The sequence below is a fragment of the Sphingomonas sp. SphC10 genome (genome assembly GCF_057004845.1).
The window spans coordinates 3,030,308-3,044,140 of sequence record NZ_CM168044.1; the positions used below are offsets into that span (position 1 = coordinate 3,030,308).

At 67.2% G+C, this 13,833-nt stretch carries 14 protein-coding genes; 9 read left to right on the plus strand and 5 right to left on the minus strand.

Annotation, left to right across the window (positions count from 1 at the left end; all coding sequences use genetic code 11):
* Nucleotides 1-12: 12 nt before the first annotated feature.
* Together ctaD and coxB are read right to left on the minus strand one after the other, a co-directional pair.
* A complete protein-coding gene (gene ctaD, locus ACWKSV_RS13900; protein WP_056438620.1) occupies nt 13-1,686 on the minus strand; it encodes a cytochrome c oxidase subunit I in 1,674 nt (557 codons plus the stop codon).
* Between the two features lie 3 nt (nt 1,687-1,689).
* Nucleotides 1,690-2,865, minus strand: coding sequence for a cytochrome c oxidase subunit II (gene coxB / locus ACWKSV_RS13905; RefSeq protein WP_076714438.1), 1,176 nt, complete (start codon nt 2,863-2,865; stop codon nt 1,690-1,692).
* A 251-nt stretch (nt 2,866-3,116) separates the two neighbouring features.
* Here coxB and pyrE point away from each other — a divergent pair, with 251 nt between their 5' ends.
* The 5 genes from pyrE (at nt 3,117) to ACWKSV_RS13930 (ending at nt 7,032) form a co-directional block, all read left to right on the plus strand.
* Nucleotides 3,117-3,701: an orotate phosphoribosyltransferase gene (pyrE, locus tag ACWKSV_RS13910; protein ID WP_056438614.1), complete on the plus strand. Its 585-nt coding sequence runs from the start codon at nt 3,117-3,119 to the stop codon at nt 3,699-3,701.
* Nucleotides 3,698-4,426, plus strand: a complete 729-nt coding sequence (locus tag ACWKSV_RS13915) for a pyridoxine 5'-phosphate synthase (protein WP_076714440.1) — start codon at nt 3,698-3,700, stop codon at nt 4,424-4,426. Before pyrE ends, ACWKSV_RS13915 begins: the two co-directional genes overlap by 4 nt.
* Nucleotides 4,427-4,562: 136 nt before the next feature.
* A complete protein-coding gene (gene acpS, locus ACWKSV_RS13920; RefSeq protein WP_056438608.1) occupies nt 4,563-4,973 on the plus strand; it encodes a holo-ACP synthase in 411 nt (136 codons plus the stop codon).
* Nucleotides 4,970-5,950 (plus strand): signal peptidase I, encoded by a 981-nt coding sequence (gene lepB, locus ACWKSV_RS13925; protein WP_056438605.1) that lies wholly within the window; start codon nt 4,970-4,972, stop codon nt 5,948-5,950. The genes acpS and lepB overlap by 4 nt, the downstream gene beginning before the upstream one ends.
* Nucleotides 5,947-7,032, plus strand: a complete 1,086-nt coding sequence (locus ACWKSV_RS13930; protein WP_076714442.1) for an AI-2E family transporter — start codon at nt 5,947-5,949, stop codon at nt 7,030-7,032. The genes lepB and ACWKSV_RS13930 overlap by 4 nt, the downstream gene beginning before the upstream one ends.
* 12 nt (nt 7,033-7,044) lie before the next feature.
* On the opposite strand, the gene ACWKSV_RS13935 is transcribed toward ACWKSV_RS13930, so the two are convergent.
* Nucleotides 7,045-8,154: a glycosyltransferase gene (locus tag ACWKSV_RS13935; RefSeq protein WP_076714444.1), complete on the minus strand. Its 1,110-nt coding sequence runs from the start codon at nt 8,152-8,154 to the stop codon at nt 7,045-7,047.
* A 213-nt stretch (nt 8,155-8,367) separates the two neighbouring features.
* On the opposite strand from ACWKSV_RS13935, the gene ACWKSV_RS13940 reads away from it, so the two are divergent.
* The 4 genes from ACWKSV_RS13940 to ACWKSV_RS13955 all read left to right on the plus strand — a co-directional run bounded on the left by ACWKSV_RS13940 (nt 8,368) and on the right by ACWKSV_RS13955 (nt 11,585).
* Nucleotides 8,368-9,336: a hypothetical protein gene (locus ACWKSV_RS13940; RefSeq protein ID WP_237243493.1), complete on the plus strand. Its 969-nt coding sequence runs from the start codon at nt 8,368-8,370 to the stop codon at nt 9,334-9,336.
* A complete protein-coding gene (locus ACWKSV_RS13945) occupies nt 9,333-9,857 on the plus strand; it encodes a DUF2141 domain-containing protein (RefSeq protein WP_056438597.1) in 525 nt (174 codons plus the stop codon). Before ACWKSV_RS13940 ends, ACWKSV_RS13945 begins: the two co-directional genes overlap by 4 nt.
* A gap of 10 nt (nt 9,858-9,867) precedes the next feature.
* Complete coding sequence (locus ACWKSV_RS13950) at nt 9,868-11,052, plus strand: glycosyltransferase (RefSeq protein WP_076714446.1); 1,185 nt, start codon at nt 9,868-9,870, stop codon at nt 11,050-11,052.
* Between the two features lie 68 nt (nt 11,053-11,120).
* Nucleotides 11,121-11,585 carry a hypothetical protein gene (locus tag ACWKSV_RS13955; RefSeq protein ID WP_156884156.1) on the plus strand — a complete coding sequence of 155 codons (465 nt, stop codon included), beginning with the start codon at nt 11,121-11,123 and terminating at the stop codon, nt 11,583-11,585.
* 1 nt (nt 11,586) lies between these two features.
* On the opposite strand, the gene ACWKSV_RS13960 is transcribed toward ACWKSV_RS13955, so the two are convergent.
* Both ACWKSV_RS13960 and ACWKSV_RS13965 read right to left on the minus strand, forming a co-directional pair.
* Nucleotides 11,587-12,324, minus strand: a complete 738-nt coding sequence (locus tag ACWKSV_RS13960) for a polysaccharide deacetylase family protein (RefSeq protein ID WP_076714450.1) — start codon at nt 12,322-12,324, stop codon at nt 11,587-11,589.
* Nucleotides 12,321-13,754, minus strand: a complete 1,434-nt coding sequence (locus tag ACWKSV_RS13965; protein WP_076714452.1) for a glycosyltransferase family protein — start codon at nt 13,752-13,754, stop codon at nt 12,321-12,323. Before ACWKSV_RS13965 ends, ACWKSV_RS13960 begins: the two co-directional genes overlap by 4 nt.
* Nucleotides 13,755-13,833 lie beyond the last annotated feature (79 nt).

The following is a 13,833-nucleotide window of genomic DNA, read 5'->3' on the forward strand; positions in this document are numbered from 1 at the left end:
GGGTGGCCGGGATCAGTCGATGCGCGGCAGCGTCTCGAACTGGTGATAGGGCGGCGGGCTGGACAGCGTCCATTCCAGCGTCGTCGCGCCTTCGCCCCAGGGATTGTCGCCCGCGGGCTTGCCCGCGATCAGCGACCAGATCAGGTTGATGAAGAAGATCGCCATGCCCGCGGCCATGATCTCATAGCCGTGGGTCGCGACCTTGTTCCACAGCGCGAAGGCGTCCGGATAGTCCGGATAGCGGCGCGGCATGCCCTGCAGCCCCAGGAAGTGCATCGGGAAGAACAACAGGTTCACGCCCGCGAAGAACACCCAGAAATGCAGCTGGCCGAGCAGCTCGCTATACATCTTCCCCGACATCTTGGGGAACCAGTAATAGAAGCCCGCAAACAGCGCGAAAACGGCGCCCAGCGACAGGACATAGTGAAAGTGCGCCACGACATAATAGGTGTCGTGCATGTAATCGTCGATGCCGCCATTCGCCAGCACGACGCCGGTCACGCCGCCGACCGTGAACATGAAGATGAAGCCGATCGCCCAGACCATCGGCGTCTTGAACGACAGCGAACCGCCCCACATGGTCGCGATCCACGAGAAGATCTTGATGCCGGTCGGCACCGCGATGATCATCGTCGCGGCGGTGAAGTACATCTTGGTGTTCACTGACAGGCCGGTGGCGAACATGTGGTGCGCCCATACGACGAAGCCGACCACGCCGATCGCGACCATGGCGTATGCCATGCCCAAATAGCCGAAGACCGGCTTGCGGCTGAAGGTCGCGATGATCTGGCTGACGATGCCGAAGCCCGGCAGGATCATGATGTACACTTCGGGGTGGCCGAAGAACCAGAAGAGATGCTGGTACAGGATCGGATCGCCGCCACCGGCGGGATCGAAGAAAGTCGTGCCGAAGTTGCGATCGGTCAGCAGCATGGTGATCGCGGCGGCCAGCACCGGCAGCGAGAGCAGCAGCAGGAAGGCGGTGACCAGCACCGACCAGACGAACAGCGGCATCTTGTGCAGCGTCATGCCCGGCGCGCGCATGTTGAAGATGGTGGTGATGAAGTTGATCGCCCCCAGGATCGACGAGGCGCCCGCCAGGTGGAGCGACAGGATGGCCATGTCGACCGATGGACCCGGCTCGCCGAAGGTCGATAGCGGGGCGTAGGCGGTCCAGCCGACGCCCGCGCCCGACCCGAAGAAGGGCGAGGCGAGCAGCAGGGTGAAGGCCGGGATCAGCAGCCAGAAGGACACGTTGTTCATGCGCGGGAAGGCCATGTCGGGCGCGCCGATCATGATCGGCACGAACCAATTGCCGAACCCGCCGATCATCGCGGGCATGACCATGAAGAACACCATGATCAGGCCATGCGCGGTAATCAGCACATTCCACAGGTGGAGCGACTGGTCGAGGCTCTGCGCGCCGCCGTGGAGCATCCCCGCCCAGATACCCAGATACTGGATGCCCGGCTCGCGCAGCTCGGCCCGCATCAGGCCGGAGATGCCGCCGCCGATGATCCCCGCCACGATGGCGAAGATCAGATAGAGGGTGCCGATATCCTTGTGGTTGGTCGACAGGAACCAGCGCGCGAAGAAGCCGGGCTTGTGATCGGCGTCATGGTGCGCGTGGTGATGATCCTCATGACCGACGAATGCCGATCCGGGGTGAAGTGCGGTGTCGGTCATGGCTTATTGTCCAGCGTTGCCGGGGCCGGCCGGATTCCCGGTGGCGCCCTGCGCGGAAGAAGGGGACTGGGCGGGGGTGGCCATGTTGTCGGCCGGACCGGTGACCGCCTCGGCCGCATTGGCCTGGGTGGCTTCGACCTTCGAACCCTCGGCACCCGGCTGCGGGATGACCGCCGCCGACGGCGCGACCGAACCCGGCATCTTGCCGCCCTTGGCCGCGACCCAGGCGGCGAACTGCTCACGCGGCACCGCCTGCACCGCGATCGGCATGAAGGCATGGCGTGCGCCGCACAGTTCCGAACACTGGCCGAAATACAGGCCCGGCTTCTCGATGGTGAAGCTCGTCTCGTTCAACCGGCCGGGCACCGCGTCCAGCTTCATCCAGAAGGCCGGGATCGCCCAGCTGTGGATGACGTCGTTCGACGTGGTGATCAGGCGGATCGGCACGCCGACGGGTAGGACGATGCGGTTGTCCACCGCCAGCAGGCGCGGGCCGTCGGCATCGGTGCGCGCACGCTCACCCGGCGCGACCTGATCCTTTTCCTTCAGCATGTTGGCGGTGATCTCGATCCCGCCATGATCCGGATACTGATAGGTCCAGTACCATTGGTTGCCGATCGCCTTCAGCGTGACGGCACCGGCGGGCGCGGGCTTGAACTGCGCCTGGAGCAGGCCGATCGAGGGGATGGCGATCAGGACGAGGACCACGACCGGCCCCAGCGTCCACAACACCTCGACCAGCGTGTTGTGGCTGGTCTTGGACGGCACCGGGTTGGCGGCGCGGCGATAGCGGAACACCACCCAGGCGAGCAGCAGCAGGACGAGCACGCAGATCGCGGTGATGACGGGCACCAGCACGTCGTTGTGCATCCAATGCGCGAACTCGCCGTTCTTCGTCACCTGCGGCTGGAGGCCGAAGCGGCCGTCGATCGGCAGGCCGACATTGGGATCGATCGTCGTGGCGGGGGCGCCGTCCTGCGCCAGCAGCGGGCTGGTCGGCGCGGCGGTGGCGGGGGCCGCGGCGCTGGTCGGCGCGGTGTTGGAGACGCCCGCCCCCTCGGCGGCGGCCTGCGGCGCGGGGGCGGCGGTCTGGGTCGCAGGGGGCGCGGCCGGAGTCGCGAAGGCGACACCCGACAGCGTGGCGCATCCCATCCCGGCGGCGATCGCGAGCGCCTTCATGCGTTTGGGCATCCTCATCCTCCGGGGTCCGGACATGCGCTTGACCTCGCTCATCCCGCTCTCGTCTCCCATCTCCCTCACCCGTCCATCGGTCGTCCGACGGTCCTGGGGCGGGGCCTCATGTCGTTTTTGTTAGGGGGACTATAGCACGGGACTTCGCCCCCTCAACCCTTGAGCGCATATGCCAGATTGCGCGGGGGGCGGGGCGATCCTATGAGGCCGGGTCATCTGACCGATGCCGGAGTTGCCCCATGACCGATGAAGACGTCCTTGCCGAGTTCCGTGCCGCCGAGGCGCTGCTCGAAGGGCATTTCATCCTCTCCTCCGGCCTGCGCAGCCCGCGCTATCTGCAATGCGCGCGCGTCCTGATGGACCCGGCCCGCGCCGCCCGGCTGTGCGAGGCGGTGGCCGCCAAGATCCCGGCCGACATCAAGGCGCAGATCAGCGCCGTCGTCGCCCCCGCCATGGGCGGCGTCATCGTCGGCCATGAAATGGCGCGTGCGCTGGGTGTGCCGGGCATGTTCCTGGAGCGGCCCGAGGGAACCTTCCACCTGCGCCGCGGCTTCCGCCTGGAGCCAGGGCAGAAGGTGCTGATGATGGAAGACGTGGTCACGACCGGCCTGTCCAGCCGCGAGGCGATCGCCGCCATCGCGCGCGAAGGGGGCGAGACGATTGCCGCCGCCTCGCTGGTCGACCGCTCGAACGGCGCCGCGGATCTGGGCGTGCCCTTCTTCCCGCTGATCCGGCTGGACGTGCCGAGCTACAGCCCCGACGACTTGCCGCCCGAACTGGCCGCGATCCCCGCGATCAAGCCGGGGAGCCGCGCGGCGGCATGACCGAGCATCTGCGCCTGGGCGTCAATATCGACCATATCGCGACCGTGCGGAATGCGCGCGGCGTGGGCTATCCCGATCCGGTCAAGGCGGCGCTGATCGCGGCAGAAGCGGGTGCGGACGGCATCACCGCGCATCTGCGCGAGGACCGGCGGCACATCACCGACGACGACATTGCGCGGTTGTCGGCGGACCTCAGCGTGCCGCTGAACCTGGAGATGGCGGCGACCGAGGAAATGCTGGCCATCGCGCTGAAGCATCGCCCCCACGCCGCCTGCATCGTGCCGGAAAAGCGCGAGGAGCGGACGACCGAAGGCGGCCTCGACGCCGCCGGGCAGCGCGAATGGCTGGCACCCATGGTGGCGAAGCTGGGCGAGGCGGGTATCCGGGTTTCCTTGTTTATCGAACCCGATCCGCGCCAGATCGAGGCCGCGCTGCATCTGGGTGTGCCGGTGGTCGAGCTGCACACCGGCCGTTATGCCGAGCTGGACGGCGAGGCGCGCAGCGTGGAGCTGCGCCGCCTGTCGGACGCAGCGGCGCTGGCGGCGAAGAACGGCATCGAGGTTCATGCCGGGCACGGGCTGACCTATGACAATGTCGCGCCCATCGCGGCGATCCCGCAGGTGCGCGAGCTGAACATCGGCCATTTCCTGATCGCCGACGCGGTGTTCGTCGGCCTGCCCGAAGTGGTGCGCAAGATGCGCACCGCGATGGACCTGGCCCGGTGAGAGGCTTCACCCATTCCTCCCCTGCAAGGGGAGGGGGACCACGGCAAAGCCGTGGTGGAGGGGTGTCCCCGCTGGCCGTGACACCCCTCCGTCAGCCCTTCGGGCTGCCACCTCCCCTTGCAGGGGAGGAAATGTCGTGATTATCGGTCTCGGCTCCGACCTCTGTAACATCGAGCGTATCCAGGCCGCGCTGGATCGGCATGGCGGGCGTTTCGAGGCGCGCTGTTTCACCGATATCGAGCAGGCCAAGGCGGCCAAGCGTCCCTTCACCCGCGCGGGCACCTACGCCAAGCGCTTCGCCGCCAAGGAGGCCTTTTCCAAGGCGGTCGGCACGGGTTTCTCGCAGGGTGTGTTCATGCGCGACATCGGCGTCGTGAACCTGCCCGGCGGTGCGCCGACCCTCTCTTTGACCGGCGGCGCGCGCGAACGGCTTGACGCGATGACGCCGGAGGGCCACGTCGCCCATATCCACTTGACCATGACCGACGATCACCCCTGGGCGCAGGCCTTTGTCGTGATCGAGGCACGACCGGAAGTTTCCGCATGAAGGACGCGGTGTTGGACACGAACCCAGGCTCACCCGCCGATCCGACGGTGAGCGCGCCGCCGCCACCTGCGCAGACGCCGCCCGCCAGGAAGAAGGGCACCGACTGGTGGGCCGAGGTCAAGGGGCTGTTCTGGCTGCTGCTGATCGTGCTGGGCTTCCACAGCTTCATCGCCAAGCCCTTCTACATCCCGTCCGAATCGATGCTGCCGGGCCTGCGCGTCGGCGACCGGCTGGTCGTCAGCAAGTTCGCCTATGGCTGGTCCTATATCTCGCCGACCATTCCCAACCCGGTCGCGATCTTCAAGTCGGTGGTCCTGCGCCAGCCCGAGGCGAGCTGGAGCTATCAGCTGCCCTTCATCCATGGCCGGGTCTTCGGCTCGCTGCCCAAGCGCGGCGACGTCGTGATCGTGACCCCGCCGGGCACGCACAACGACTATATCAAGCGGGTGATCGGCCTGCCCGGCGATACGCTGGCGGTGCGCGACGGCACGGTGATCCTGAACGGCAAGCCGGTGCAGCGCGGGCCGATCCATTATATCGACATCCCCATCGATACGAATAGCCCGTGCACCGACTATGGCGATCAGGCGCGCGTCCGCACCGCGAACGGCCAATGGGTCTGCCACCTGCCGATCGTGACCGAGACGCTGCCCAATGGCCGCCGTTACGACACGGTCGAAATGGGGTGGAGCCCGGGCGACAATTATCCGGCCATCACCATCCCGGCCGATCATGTCTTCCTGATGGGCGACAATCGCGACCGTTCGGCCGACAGCCGCTTCTCGCTGGCCGAGCTGGGGCTGGGCGGGGCGGTGCCCTATGAGAATATCGGCGGCCGGGCCGAGTTCGTGACCTTCAGCCTGGACGGCGACACGACGCTGAACCCCGTCACTTGGTGGACCTCGCTGCGGTCGGGCCGGGCGGGGCTGTCGCTGCACCCAACCACCGTCAAGACCGGCGACGGCGCCACGCCATGAGCGATCAGGCCCCGCTGACCGACCGCCCGGCGCCGATCGAGTTCCGGGAAGGCTTTGTCCGGCGGGAGCTGACCCGCGCGGCAATCTGGCTGGGACTGATCGCCGCGATGGCGGTAACGGTGCTGCTGGTCCAGCCGTTGCTGGTGATCTTTGCCGGGCTGGTCTTTGCCACGCTGCTCGACGGTGGCGTGCGACTACTCGGCCGGGTGTTGCCGATCGGGCGCGGCTGGCGGTTGCTGATCGTCGTGCTGGCGGTGGTCGTCTTCCTGCTCGGCACCTTCTACCTGACCGGTGTCGAGATGACGCAGCAGGTGACCCAGCTCCGCTCCACGCTGGAGACGCAGGCGGGCAAGGTCACCGGCTGGCTGTCGTCGCAGGGGCTGATGCCCGGCACGTCGGATATCAACGGCCTGCTGAAACAGTCGGTGGGGTCGATCGGCAAGCTGACCTCCTGGGTCGGCACCGCCGTGGGCGCGGTGACGACGATGTTCATGATCCTGATCATCGGCCTGTTCCTGGCGATGGACCCCGAAGGCTATGCGCGCGGCCTGCAATGGTTCGTGCCGCGTGCCGCCCGCGCCGAATTCGCGATCACGCAAGGGCGCGTGATGTTCACGCTGCGCCGCCTGCTCGCCGGGCGTCTGCTGGGCATGGCGGTGGAGGGGGTGCTGACCGGCATCGCGCTGATGATCGGCGGCGTGCCGATGGCGCTGCTGCTGGGCATCATCGCGGGCATCCTGGCCTTCATCCCCAATATCGGGGCCATCATCACCGGCGCGCTGATGATCGCGGTCGGCTTTTCGGCCGGTAGCGATGCGGGCTTCTGGGCGATCGGCACCTATCTGATCGTGCAGACCTTCGACGGCTATGTCGTGGTGCCGATGGTCGCCAAGCGCACCGTCGACCTGCCGCCCGCGCTGACCCTGTCGACCCAGATCATGGCGAGTGCCTTGTTTGGTATCCTCGGGTTGGCGCTGGCCGATCCGATGACCGCCATGGCCAAGTCCGCGCTCCAGCGCCGCTCGGAGCGCGAGGCGGAACAGGACAAGGACACGGCCCGCGCCGAGGCTGATATTCAGTAAGCTCCGGCCGCTCTACCCGGCTAGCACAGGTTCTAGCAGTCCCCTGTCGCCCAACGTGCGGCGGGCCCGGGCGGCGACGATCGAATCGAACAGCGCCAGATAACGCTCGGCCGAATCCTGCCCGGGTTGCGGGACGGGTTCGGGACGCGGTGCCACGGGATCGAGCCAGTGGCGCAGCGCCGCGACCAGGGCGCCCAGATCCTCGCGCGGGACGATGGTGCCCAGCGAGCGATCGGACACGATCTCATGCACCGCCGGGCTCGAATCGGTGCTGACCACGGGCGTGCCGACCGCCAGCGCCTCGCGCAGCACGCCGGGCACGCCTTCATAGTCGGAGGGCAGGGCGACGACCTGCGCCGCCGCCATCGCGGCGGGCGCGTTCGCGCTGTGGCCGGGCAGCGAGACCCGGTGCGACAGGCCCAATATCTCGATCTGCGCGGTCAGGGCGGGACGCAGGCTGCCCTCGCCCAATATAGTCAGGCCGATATCGTCGGGCAGATGGGTCATCGCGGTGATCAGCCGGTCCCAGCGCTTCTGCGGCTCCAGCCGCCCGACGCCCAGGATGCGGCGGCCCGGCGTCGTGGCGCGCGGAACCGCCATGGGATCGAGCAATGTCGGTGGATTGGGAATGACCGCGACCGACAGCCCGGTGGCGCCCTGCGCCTCGCGCGCGGTCGCCGGGGTCATCGCGACCAGCGCGTCCAGGAACAGCCGGTGCCCCGCCAGCCATTGCCGCTGGCCCCAGGCGATCAGTGCGGGCTGGTCGCCGCGATCGACCGCATTCGACATCTTGGCGACGATCGGCGGGCAGGACCCGGCCAGCCGCGCCCGCGTCCACGCGGCCATGGCGGTATAGTGATTGCCCGGACAGAAGACGATATCGGGCCGCACCCGCTCGATCGCTAAAGGCAATGCGCGGCACAGCCCGGCATAGCGTTGATGGCCCAGCGTCACCGTCTCGACACCCTTCGGCACGCCGCCCTGGAACTGGCCGTCCTCGTCGCCCAGGATCAGCGTGACGCGCCGTCCCCGGTTCAGCCAGCCCGGCAGCATCCGCCCCAGCGCCGCTTCGACGCCGCCGCGCATGGCCAGGGCATAGGTCAGGATATGATCGGCGGGCATAGGCTCCGTGGGCGATGGGACGGGTCGATAATGGGAGCGCTAATCGCCGCTTGTCGCTGAATTATGTCAATTTCAGCCCTAAGGTCGACACAATCGCACGACAGAGGATGAATTCTTATTCAGGTGCGAGAAAGCAGTGTTGAGGTTAGCGGGCGCCACCGGCGAACGCCGCCGAGGAATCTCCATAACGTGCAGAATGAACGAGATGATCCCATGACCCCGCAACAGGCCCTGCCTGGCGGCTCGGTACCCGGAGCGGCGCAGGGCGCCGGCGGTACGAGCGGCCCGGTGGCGCGCGACATGGCCGCGCTGGAGCCGTTGAAGACGGTCAAGAGCCGCTGGCCCGCCATTATCGGCGGCGTGCTGACGCTCGCCATGATCGTCGGGCTGGGGCAGGAACTGCTTGGGCGCGGTCTGGTCGGCCTCAGCCATTCGGTTCCGACCAACCCGCTCTTCTACATCGTCTTTGTCGGCCTCTACATGGCGCTGCCGATCGGCGATTATATCATCTTCCGGCGGCTGTGGGGCATCCCGATCAGCGGCATGGCCGCGCTGATCCGTAAGCGGATCGCGAACGAAGTGGCGTTCAGCTATTCGGGCGAGGCCTATTTCTACGCCTGGGCGCGCGCGAATGCGAAGATGGTCGCCGCTCCCTTCGGCGCGGTCAAGGATGTCGGCATTTTGTCCGCCATCGCGGGCAATGCGATCACCCTTCTCATGATCGGCCTGGCCCTGCCGGTCGGGCGCGAGCTGCTGACGCCGGAACAGCTGCGGCTGGTCTGGGGATCGATCGCGATCGTCATGGCGACCTCGCTGCCCTTCCTGATCTTTTCGCGGCGGGTCTTCTCGCTCGATCGCAAGACGCTCTGGTGGGTCTTCATGGTCCACTGCACCCGCCTGATCGCCAATTCGCTGCTGGTTGCACTGGCGTGGCATTACGGCATGCCGAGCGTGTCCTTGGGCATGTGGCTGTTCCTGTCGGCGGCGCGGCTGCTCGTCTCGCGCCTGCCGCTGGTGCCCAACAAGGACCTTCTTTTCGCCAATTTCGCGATCCTGTTGATCGGGCAGGATCAGGAACTGAGCGAACTGATCGCCTTCACCGCGGCGCTGACCCTGCTGGTCCATGTCGTGTTGATCGCGGGGTTCGGTGTGGCGGCACTGGTTCGGAAGGTACGCGCATGATTCGCGTGATGAAGATGATGATGGCGGCGACGATTGGCCTGGCGATGATGCCGCAGGCGGCGGGCGCGCAGGTGCTGGGCAGCGATGCGGCGGCGTGCACGAGTGGCGGCGGTCCCGCCATCCTGGCCCGGATCGAGGGGTTGAAGGACCGCAAGGGCAATCTGAAGCTGGAACTCTATCCCGCGAACGAGGAGGATTTCCTCCAGGACGACAGCGTGCTGGTCAGCGCGGGCAAGACCTTCCGCCGCGTCCAGGTGCCGACCCCGGCAGGCGGCGCGATCGCGCTGTGCATCCGCGTGCCGCGTCCCGGCCGCTATGCGCTGCTGTTCACCCATGACCGTGACGGCAAGAACAAGTTCAATTTCTGGAGCGACGGCGCAGGCTTCCCGGCCAATACGAAGCTTGGCCGCCGCAAGCCGCCGCTCGCCTCCGCGCTGATCGACGTGCCCAACGGGGTGGCGACGACGACCATCCGTGCCCAATATCTGCGTGGGCTGGGCGGTTTCGGTCCGGTGGAGTAAGGAACAGACGATGCGCATCGTCGACGTCAACGAATTCTACTCCCCCACCGGCGGGGGCGTGCGGACCTATATCGATCGCAAGATGTCGATCCTGGCCGAGATGGGCCATGAGCTGATCGTGCTCGCGCCGGGCACCGAGGACCGGGTCGAGGAACGCCCCGGCGGCGGCAAGATCATCTATGTGAAGGCGCCGCGCCTGATCCTGGACACCAATTACGGGATGTTCTGGGATTCCGCGCCGGTCTGCCAGCTGCTCGACGAGCTGGACCCCGACATCGTGGAGGTCTCCTCGCCCGCCAAGCCCGCCTGGTTCGTCGCCAGCTGGCAGGCGCGCGCGAAGAAGGTCTTCTTCATGCACAACGACAATGTCGGCACCTATCCGGTCCGCTGGCTGGACGGCCTGGTCGCGCAGGAGCGGGTGGAGGACTGGTTCAGCTGGTACAGCCGCTACATGAACCGTTTCCTCGACCATTACGACCTGGTGCTGTCCAACGGCCCGGCGCTGGTGAAGCGCCTGGGCAAGCGCGGCGTGCGGGTGGACGAGGGCATTCCGCTGGGCATCGAGCGGCATTTCTTCTCGCCCGACCACCGCGACGAACGGCTGCGCGCCGCGCTGCTGGCGCAGTGTGCTCTCCCTGAGGACGCGCATCTGTTGCTGGGGCTGGGGCGGCATCATCCCGAAAAGCGCTGGCCGATGGTCATCGACGCGGTCGAGCGCGTGGCCTCGACCCGGCCGGTCGGCCTGATCCTGATCGGCGGCGGCGTCGCCAGCCGGACGCTGGAGAAGCGGATCGCGGGCAGCCCCCATATCCGCCTGTTCCGCCCGGTCTATGACCGCCCGCGCCTCGCCCGGATCATGGCGAGCTGCGACGCGCTGGTCCATGGCTGTGAGACCGAGACGTTCGGGCTGGTGGCGTCCGAAGCGCTGGCCTCCGGCCTGCCGCTGGTCGTGCCCGATTATGGCGGCTGTGCCGAGGTGGCGAACCCGCTGTTCGCCGAGACCTTCCGCGCGCGCGACGGGGCGGCCTGTGCCGAGGCGATCGAGCGGCTGCTGGCGCGCGACCAGCGCGTGCTGCGCAACGCCGCGCGCGTGGCGGCGGGCAAGGTGTTCAGCGACCGCGACCATGCCGAGGCGCTGATCGCGCGCTATCAGCAGTTGCTCGACCAGGGCGAGCAGTTGCAGGCCGTCGCCTAAGCCGGAACGGACCTTTCGCACCGCCCGTGAGTCTGTCATCATGACAAAAATGTCATGGGAGACGGTCGATGAGTCGTGGCTTCGCAGTCGTGATGGGCATCATGCTGGCGTCTTCGGGCGCCGCACAGGCGGCCGACCGTCCCCCGATCGAAAGCTGGGGCAAACCCGGCGTCACCTTCGACCAGTATCGCGCCGACTCGGTCGAATGCGCCAAGATCGGCTATTTCCGTGACGTATCGCAGGATGAACCGGCAAAGCGGTTCATCCGAGGGTTCGAGACGGCGGATCGCCTGATGAATTTCCCCAGCCCCGCCGATGGCGGCGACGACTGGATGCTGTCCGTTCGTCGAACGCAGCCGGATCGGCAAAAGCGCCTGCTCCACGGCATTCAGGTCGGCGACGTCGAACGGTGCCTGGGCAGCAAAGGCTATCAGAAATTCAGCCTGACCGCAGGTGAGGCGAAGATGCTTGCCGCCTATCCGCGCGGGTCGGAGGCGCGGCATCGCTACCTCCATACGCTGGCGGCGCGCTGATTCAGGCGGCGAGCAGGTCCGCGTAGCGCGACGGCCGATGGGTACGGGCGAGGCGCGCATAGGTCTTGTCGATGCTGTCGAGCAGCGCGGGCACGCCATTGTCGCCCGGATGCACCGCGACGCGCGCGACCGGGGTCGGGCGCAGGCCGTGACGCAGCACGGCGGCGGCGGCGAGCGAACTCAACTGCCGCCCGCGCGAACGGCTGGCCCAGGTGACGACGGGGCCACGCGCGATGATCTTGCCGTCGGTCGGTGTCCAGACGCGGAAATGATCCTCCGCCAGCCCGAAACCCGCATCCCCCAGCGCCAGGCGCGCCTCGTCCGAATAGAGCCAGGCGGGGGCGATGAAGCCGGTCGCGCGGCGGCCGATGATATCCTCGATCAGCGCGGTGCCGCGTTGCATCCGGCGCAGCGCCTCGGCGCGGTCCAGGCCGACGAACTCACCTTCGCCCGCGGTCATGTGCTTGGCCTTCAGCGCGGTCTTCTGGTCGGTGTGAACCATATCGTCCTTATGCGACCAGCCATGGACGAACATCTCGATTCCCATGTCCGCCCAGTTGCGCAGCCGCGTGGCAAAGGGGGTGCCGGGTGCGATGGGCGCGCTGTTCCAATGGTCGGGAATGACCAGCATGGCGAGGCGCGGGCCGCCCAGATGCCCCGACAGACGGTCGTACAGCGCATCGACCGCCCCCTCGAACCGGGGGGACACGTCATGGATCGAGGCGAGAAGGCGTTTCATCGCGTGGATTTATAGACGCTGATCGTCTCATTGCCCATCGGCAGTTTCGCCGCCAGCCGATAGCCATCGGCCATCGCCGCCAGGACGCGGGCATGGGCCTCGGGACGCTCGCCATTATAGGGCGGGCGCATCACGACGACGGCGGGATGTTGCGAGAGGATGCGGGTGATCTCCACATCCTGGTCGACGCCGGTGGCCCCGGCCTCGCGCGCGCGGCTGAGATGCGCAGGCACGATCCAGCGCGACAGGGCGCAGCGCTGGGTCGCGACATAGAGCATGGTGCTGCCCGAATAGACGTAGAGGCAACCCGGCCCCTTGCCGACCGCCTGGGACAGAGCGGCGAACTCGGTCGCGTCGCCGCGTTCGTGGCGCAAGGACAGCAGCACGATCTGCCCCGCCAGCGCGACGGTCAGCAGCAGGGCAGGGGTATAGCGCCGCCGCCAAACTTCCCGCCCCAGCATCGCCGCCGCCGCCGTACAGGCGGGGAGCAGGATCGGCAGGCCGTAATGATCGAACCAAGGCCGGAATATCAGCACCCCGATGATCGCGGCGCCCAGCCAGACGGCCAGGAAATTCCGTTCCCGATCGTGCTCCGCTCGCTTCAATCCGAGCACCGCCAGCGTGACGATGGGCGACAGGATCAACACCATCTGCCCCAGATTGCCCGCCAGTTCTGCCAGCGGATCGGGGTTGCGGTGAAAGATCGACAGGAAATTGGCGTAGAGGAACGCGTCCCACTGCCCGATCGCGGCATAGACGCCCGCCGCCATCGCGGTGGGCAACAGCGACACGACCACCAGCGCGAGGCCATAAAGGATCAGGGCAACAGGCGACCGGCTCCGCCGCCACTCTGCAACGAGCAGCCACAAGCCGAAGACCATCCCCTCGACCACTGCCGAATATTTGATCTGCAGGACAAGGCCAACCAGCGCCATTGCGGCAAGACCCAGGCTGCGCAGTCCTCGCCGATCCGATTCGAGGATCGCCCAGGCCGCCCCCATCATCAGCAGATTGTAGAAGACCGGCGCTTGGCCCCCCTGTCCGCCGAGCAGGTCCAGCCACAGAATATAGGCGATCCCCGCCGCCGTCGCGCCTGCGCCCCAGCCGAGCCGCTCGGCCATGCGTGCGATCAGCCAGCCGGTCGCGACGACGCTGGCCAGTGCCATGGCCTGATAGGCCCAGATGCCCGCCGGAAAGCCGAATGCGGCGGGTAGGGCATAGAGCAGGAACAGCCCGATCGGCTTGCGGTCCCACACATCGACGAACGGCCATGCGCCCTGCCACATCGAATGGCCGGTGAAGAAATAGAACTCCTCGTCCACATGCACCACCGGATTGCCGAAGGTCAGCGCACGAGCGGCAAGTGCGACGGCGAGCAGGATCAGGAGGCGGTGGTTGGCCGAAATCGTGGGGCGGTCAAAAGATGGCATGGGGGTATTCCGAGCAAGCCCCTCCCCTTCAGGGGAGGGGTTGGGGTGGGGCGTCGCCACTGGCCGTGCGTTTGCGGAA

What these genes read in the sequence shown, in the direction of transcription:
- pyrE (WP_056438614.1), top strand. Translation starts at nt 3,117, where the DNA reads ATGACCGATGAAGACGTCCTTGCCGAGTTCCGTGCCGCCGAGGCGCTG.
- ctaD (WP_056438620.1), bottom strand. Translation starts at nt 1,686, where the DNA reads ATGACCGACACCGCACTTCACCCCGGATCGGCATTCGTCGGTCATGAG.
- ACWKSV_RS13930 (WP_076714442.1), top strand. Translation starts at nt 5,947, where the DNA reads ATGAGCGATCAGGCCCCGCTGACCGACCGCCCGGCGCCGATCGAGTTC.
- ACWKSV_RS13940 (WP_237243493.1), top strand. Translation starts at nt 8,368, where the DNA reads ATGACCCCGCAACAGGCCCTGCCTGGCGGCTCGGTACCCGGAGCGGCG.
- lepB (WP_056438605.1), top strand. Translation starts at nt 4,970, where the DNA reads ATGAAGGACGCGGTGTTGGACACGAACCCAGGCTCACCCGCCGATCCG.
- ACWKSV_RS13965 (WP_076714452.1), bottom strand. Translation starts at nt 13,754, where the DNA reads ATGCCATCTTTTGACCGCCCCACGATTTCGGCCAACCACCGCCTCCTG.
- coxB (WP_076714438.1), bottom strand. Translation starts at nt 2,865, where the DNA reads ATGAAGGCGCTCGCGATCGCCGCCGGGATGGGATGCGCCACGCTGTCG.
- ACWKSV_RS13935 (WP_076714444.1), bottom strand. Translation starts at nt 8,154, where the DNA reads ATGCCCGCCGATCATATCCTGACCTATGCCCTGGCCATGCGCGGCGGC.
- ACWKSV_RS13960 (WP_076714450.1), bottom strand. Translation starts at nt 12,324, where the DNA reads ATGAAACGCCTTCTCGCCTCGATCCATGACGTGTCCCCCCGGTTCGAG.
- ACWKSV_RS13945 (WP_056438597.1), top strand. Translation starts at nt 9,333, where the DNA reads ATGATTCGCGTGATGAAGATGATGATGGCGGCGACGATTGGCCTGGCG.
- ACWKSV_RS13915 (WP_076714440.1), top strand. Translation starts at nt 3,698, where the DNA reads ATGACCGAGCATCTGCGCCTGGGCGTCAATATCGACCATATCGCGACC.
- ACWKSV_RS13950 (WP_076714446.1), top strand. Translation starts at nt 9,868, where the DNA reads ATGCGCATCGTCGACGTCAACGAATTCTACTCCCCCACCGGCGGGGGC.
- ACWKSV_RS13955 (WP_156884156.1), top strand. Translation starts at nt 11,121, where the DNA reads ATGAGTCGTGGCTTCGCAGTCGTGATGGGCATCATGCTGGCGTCTTCG.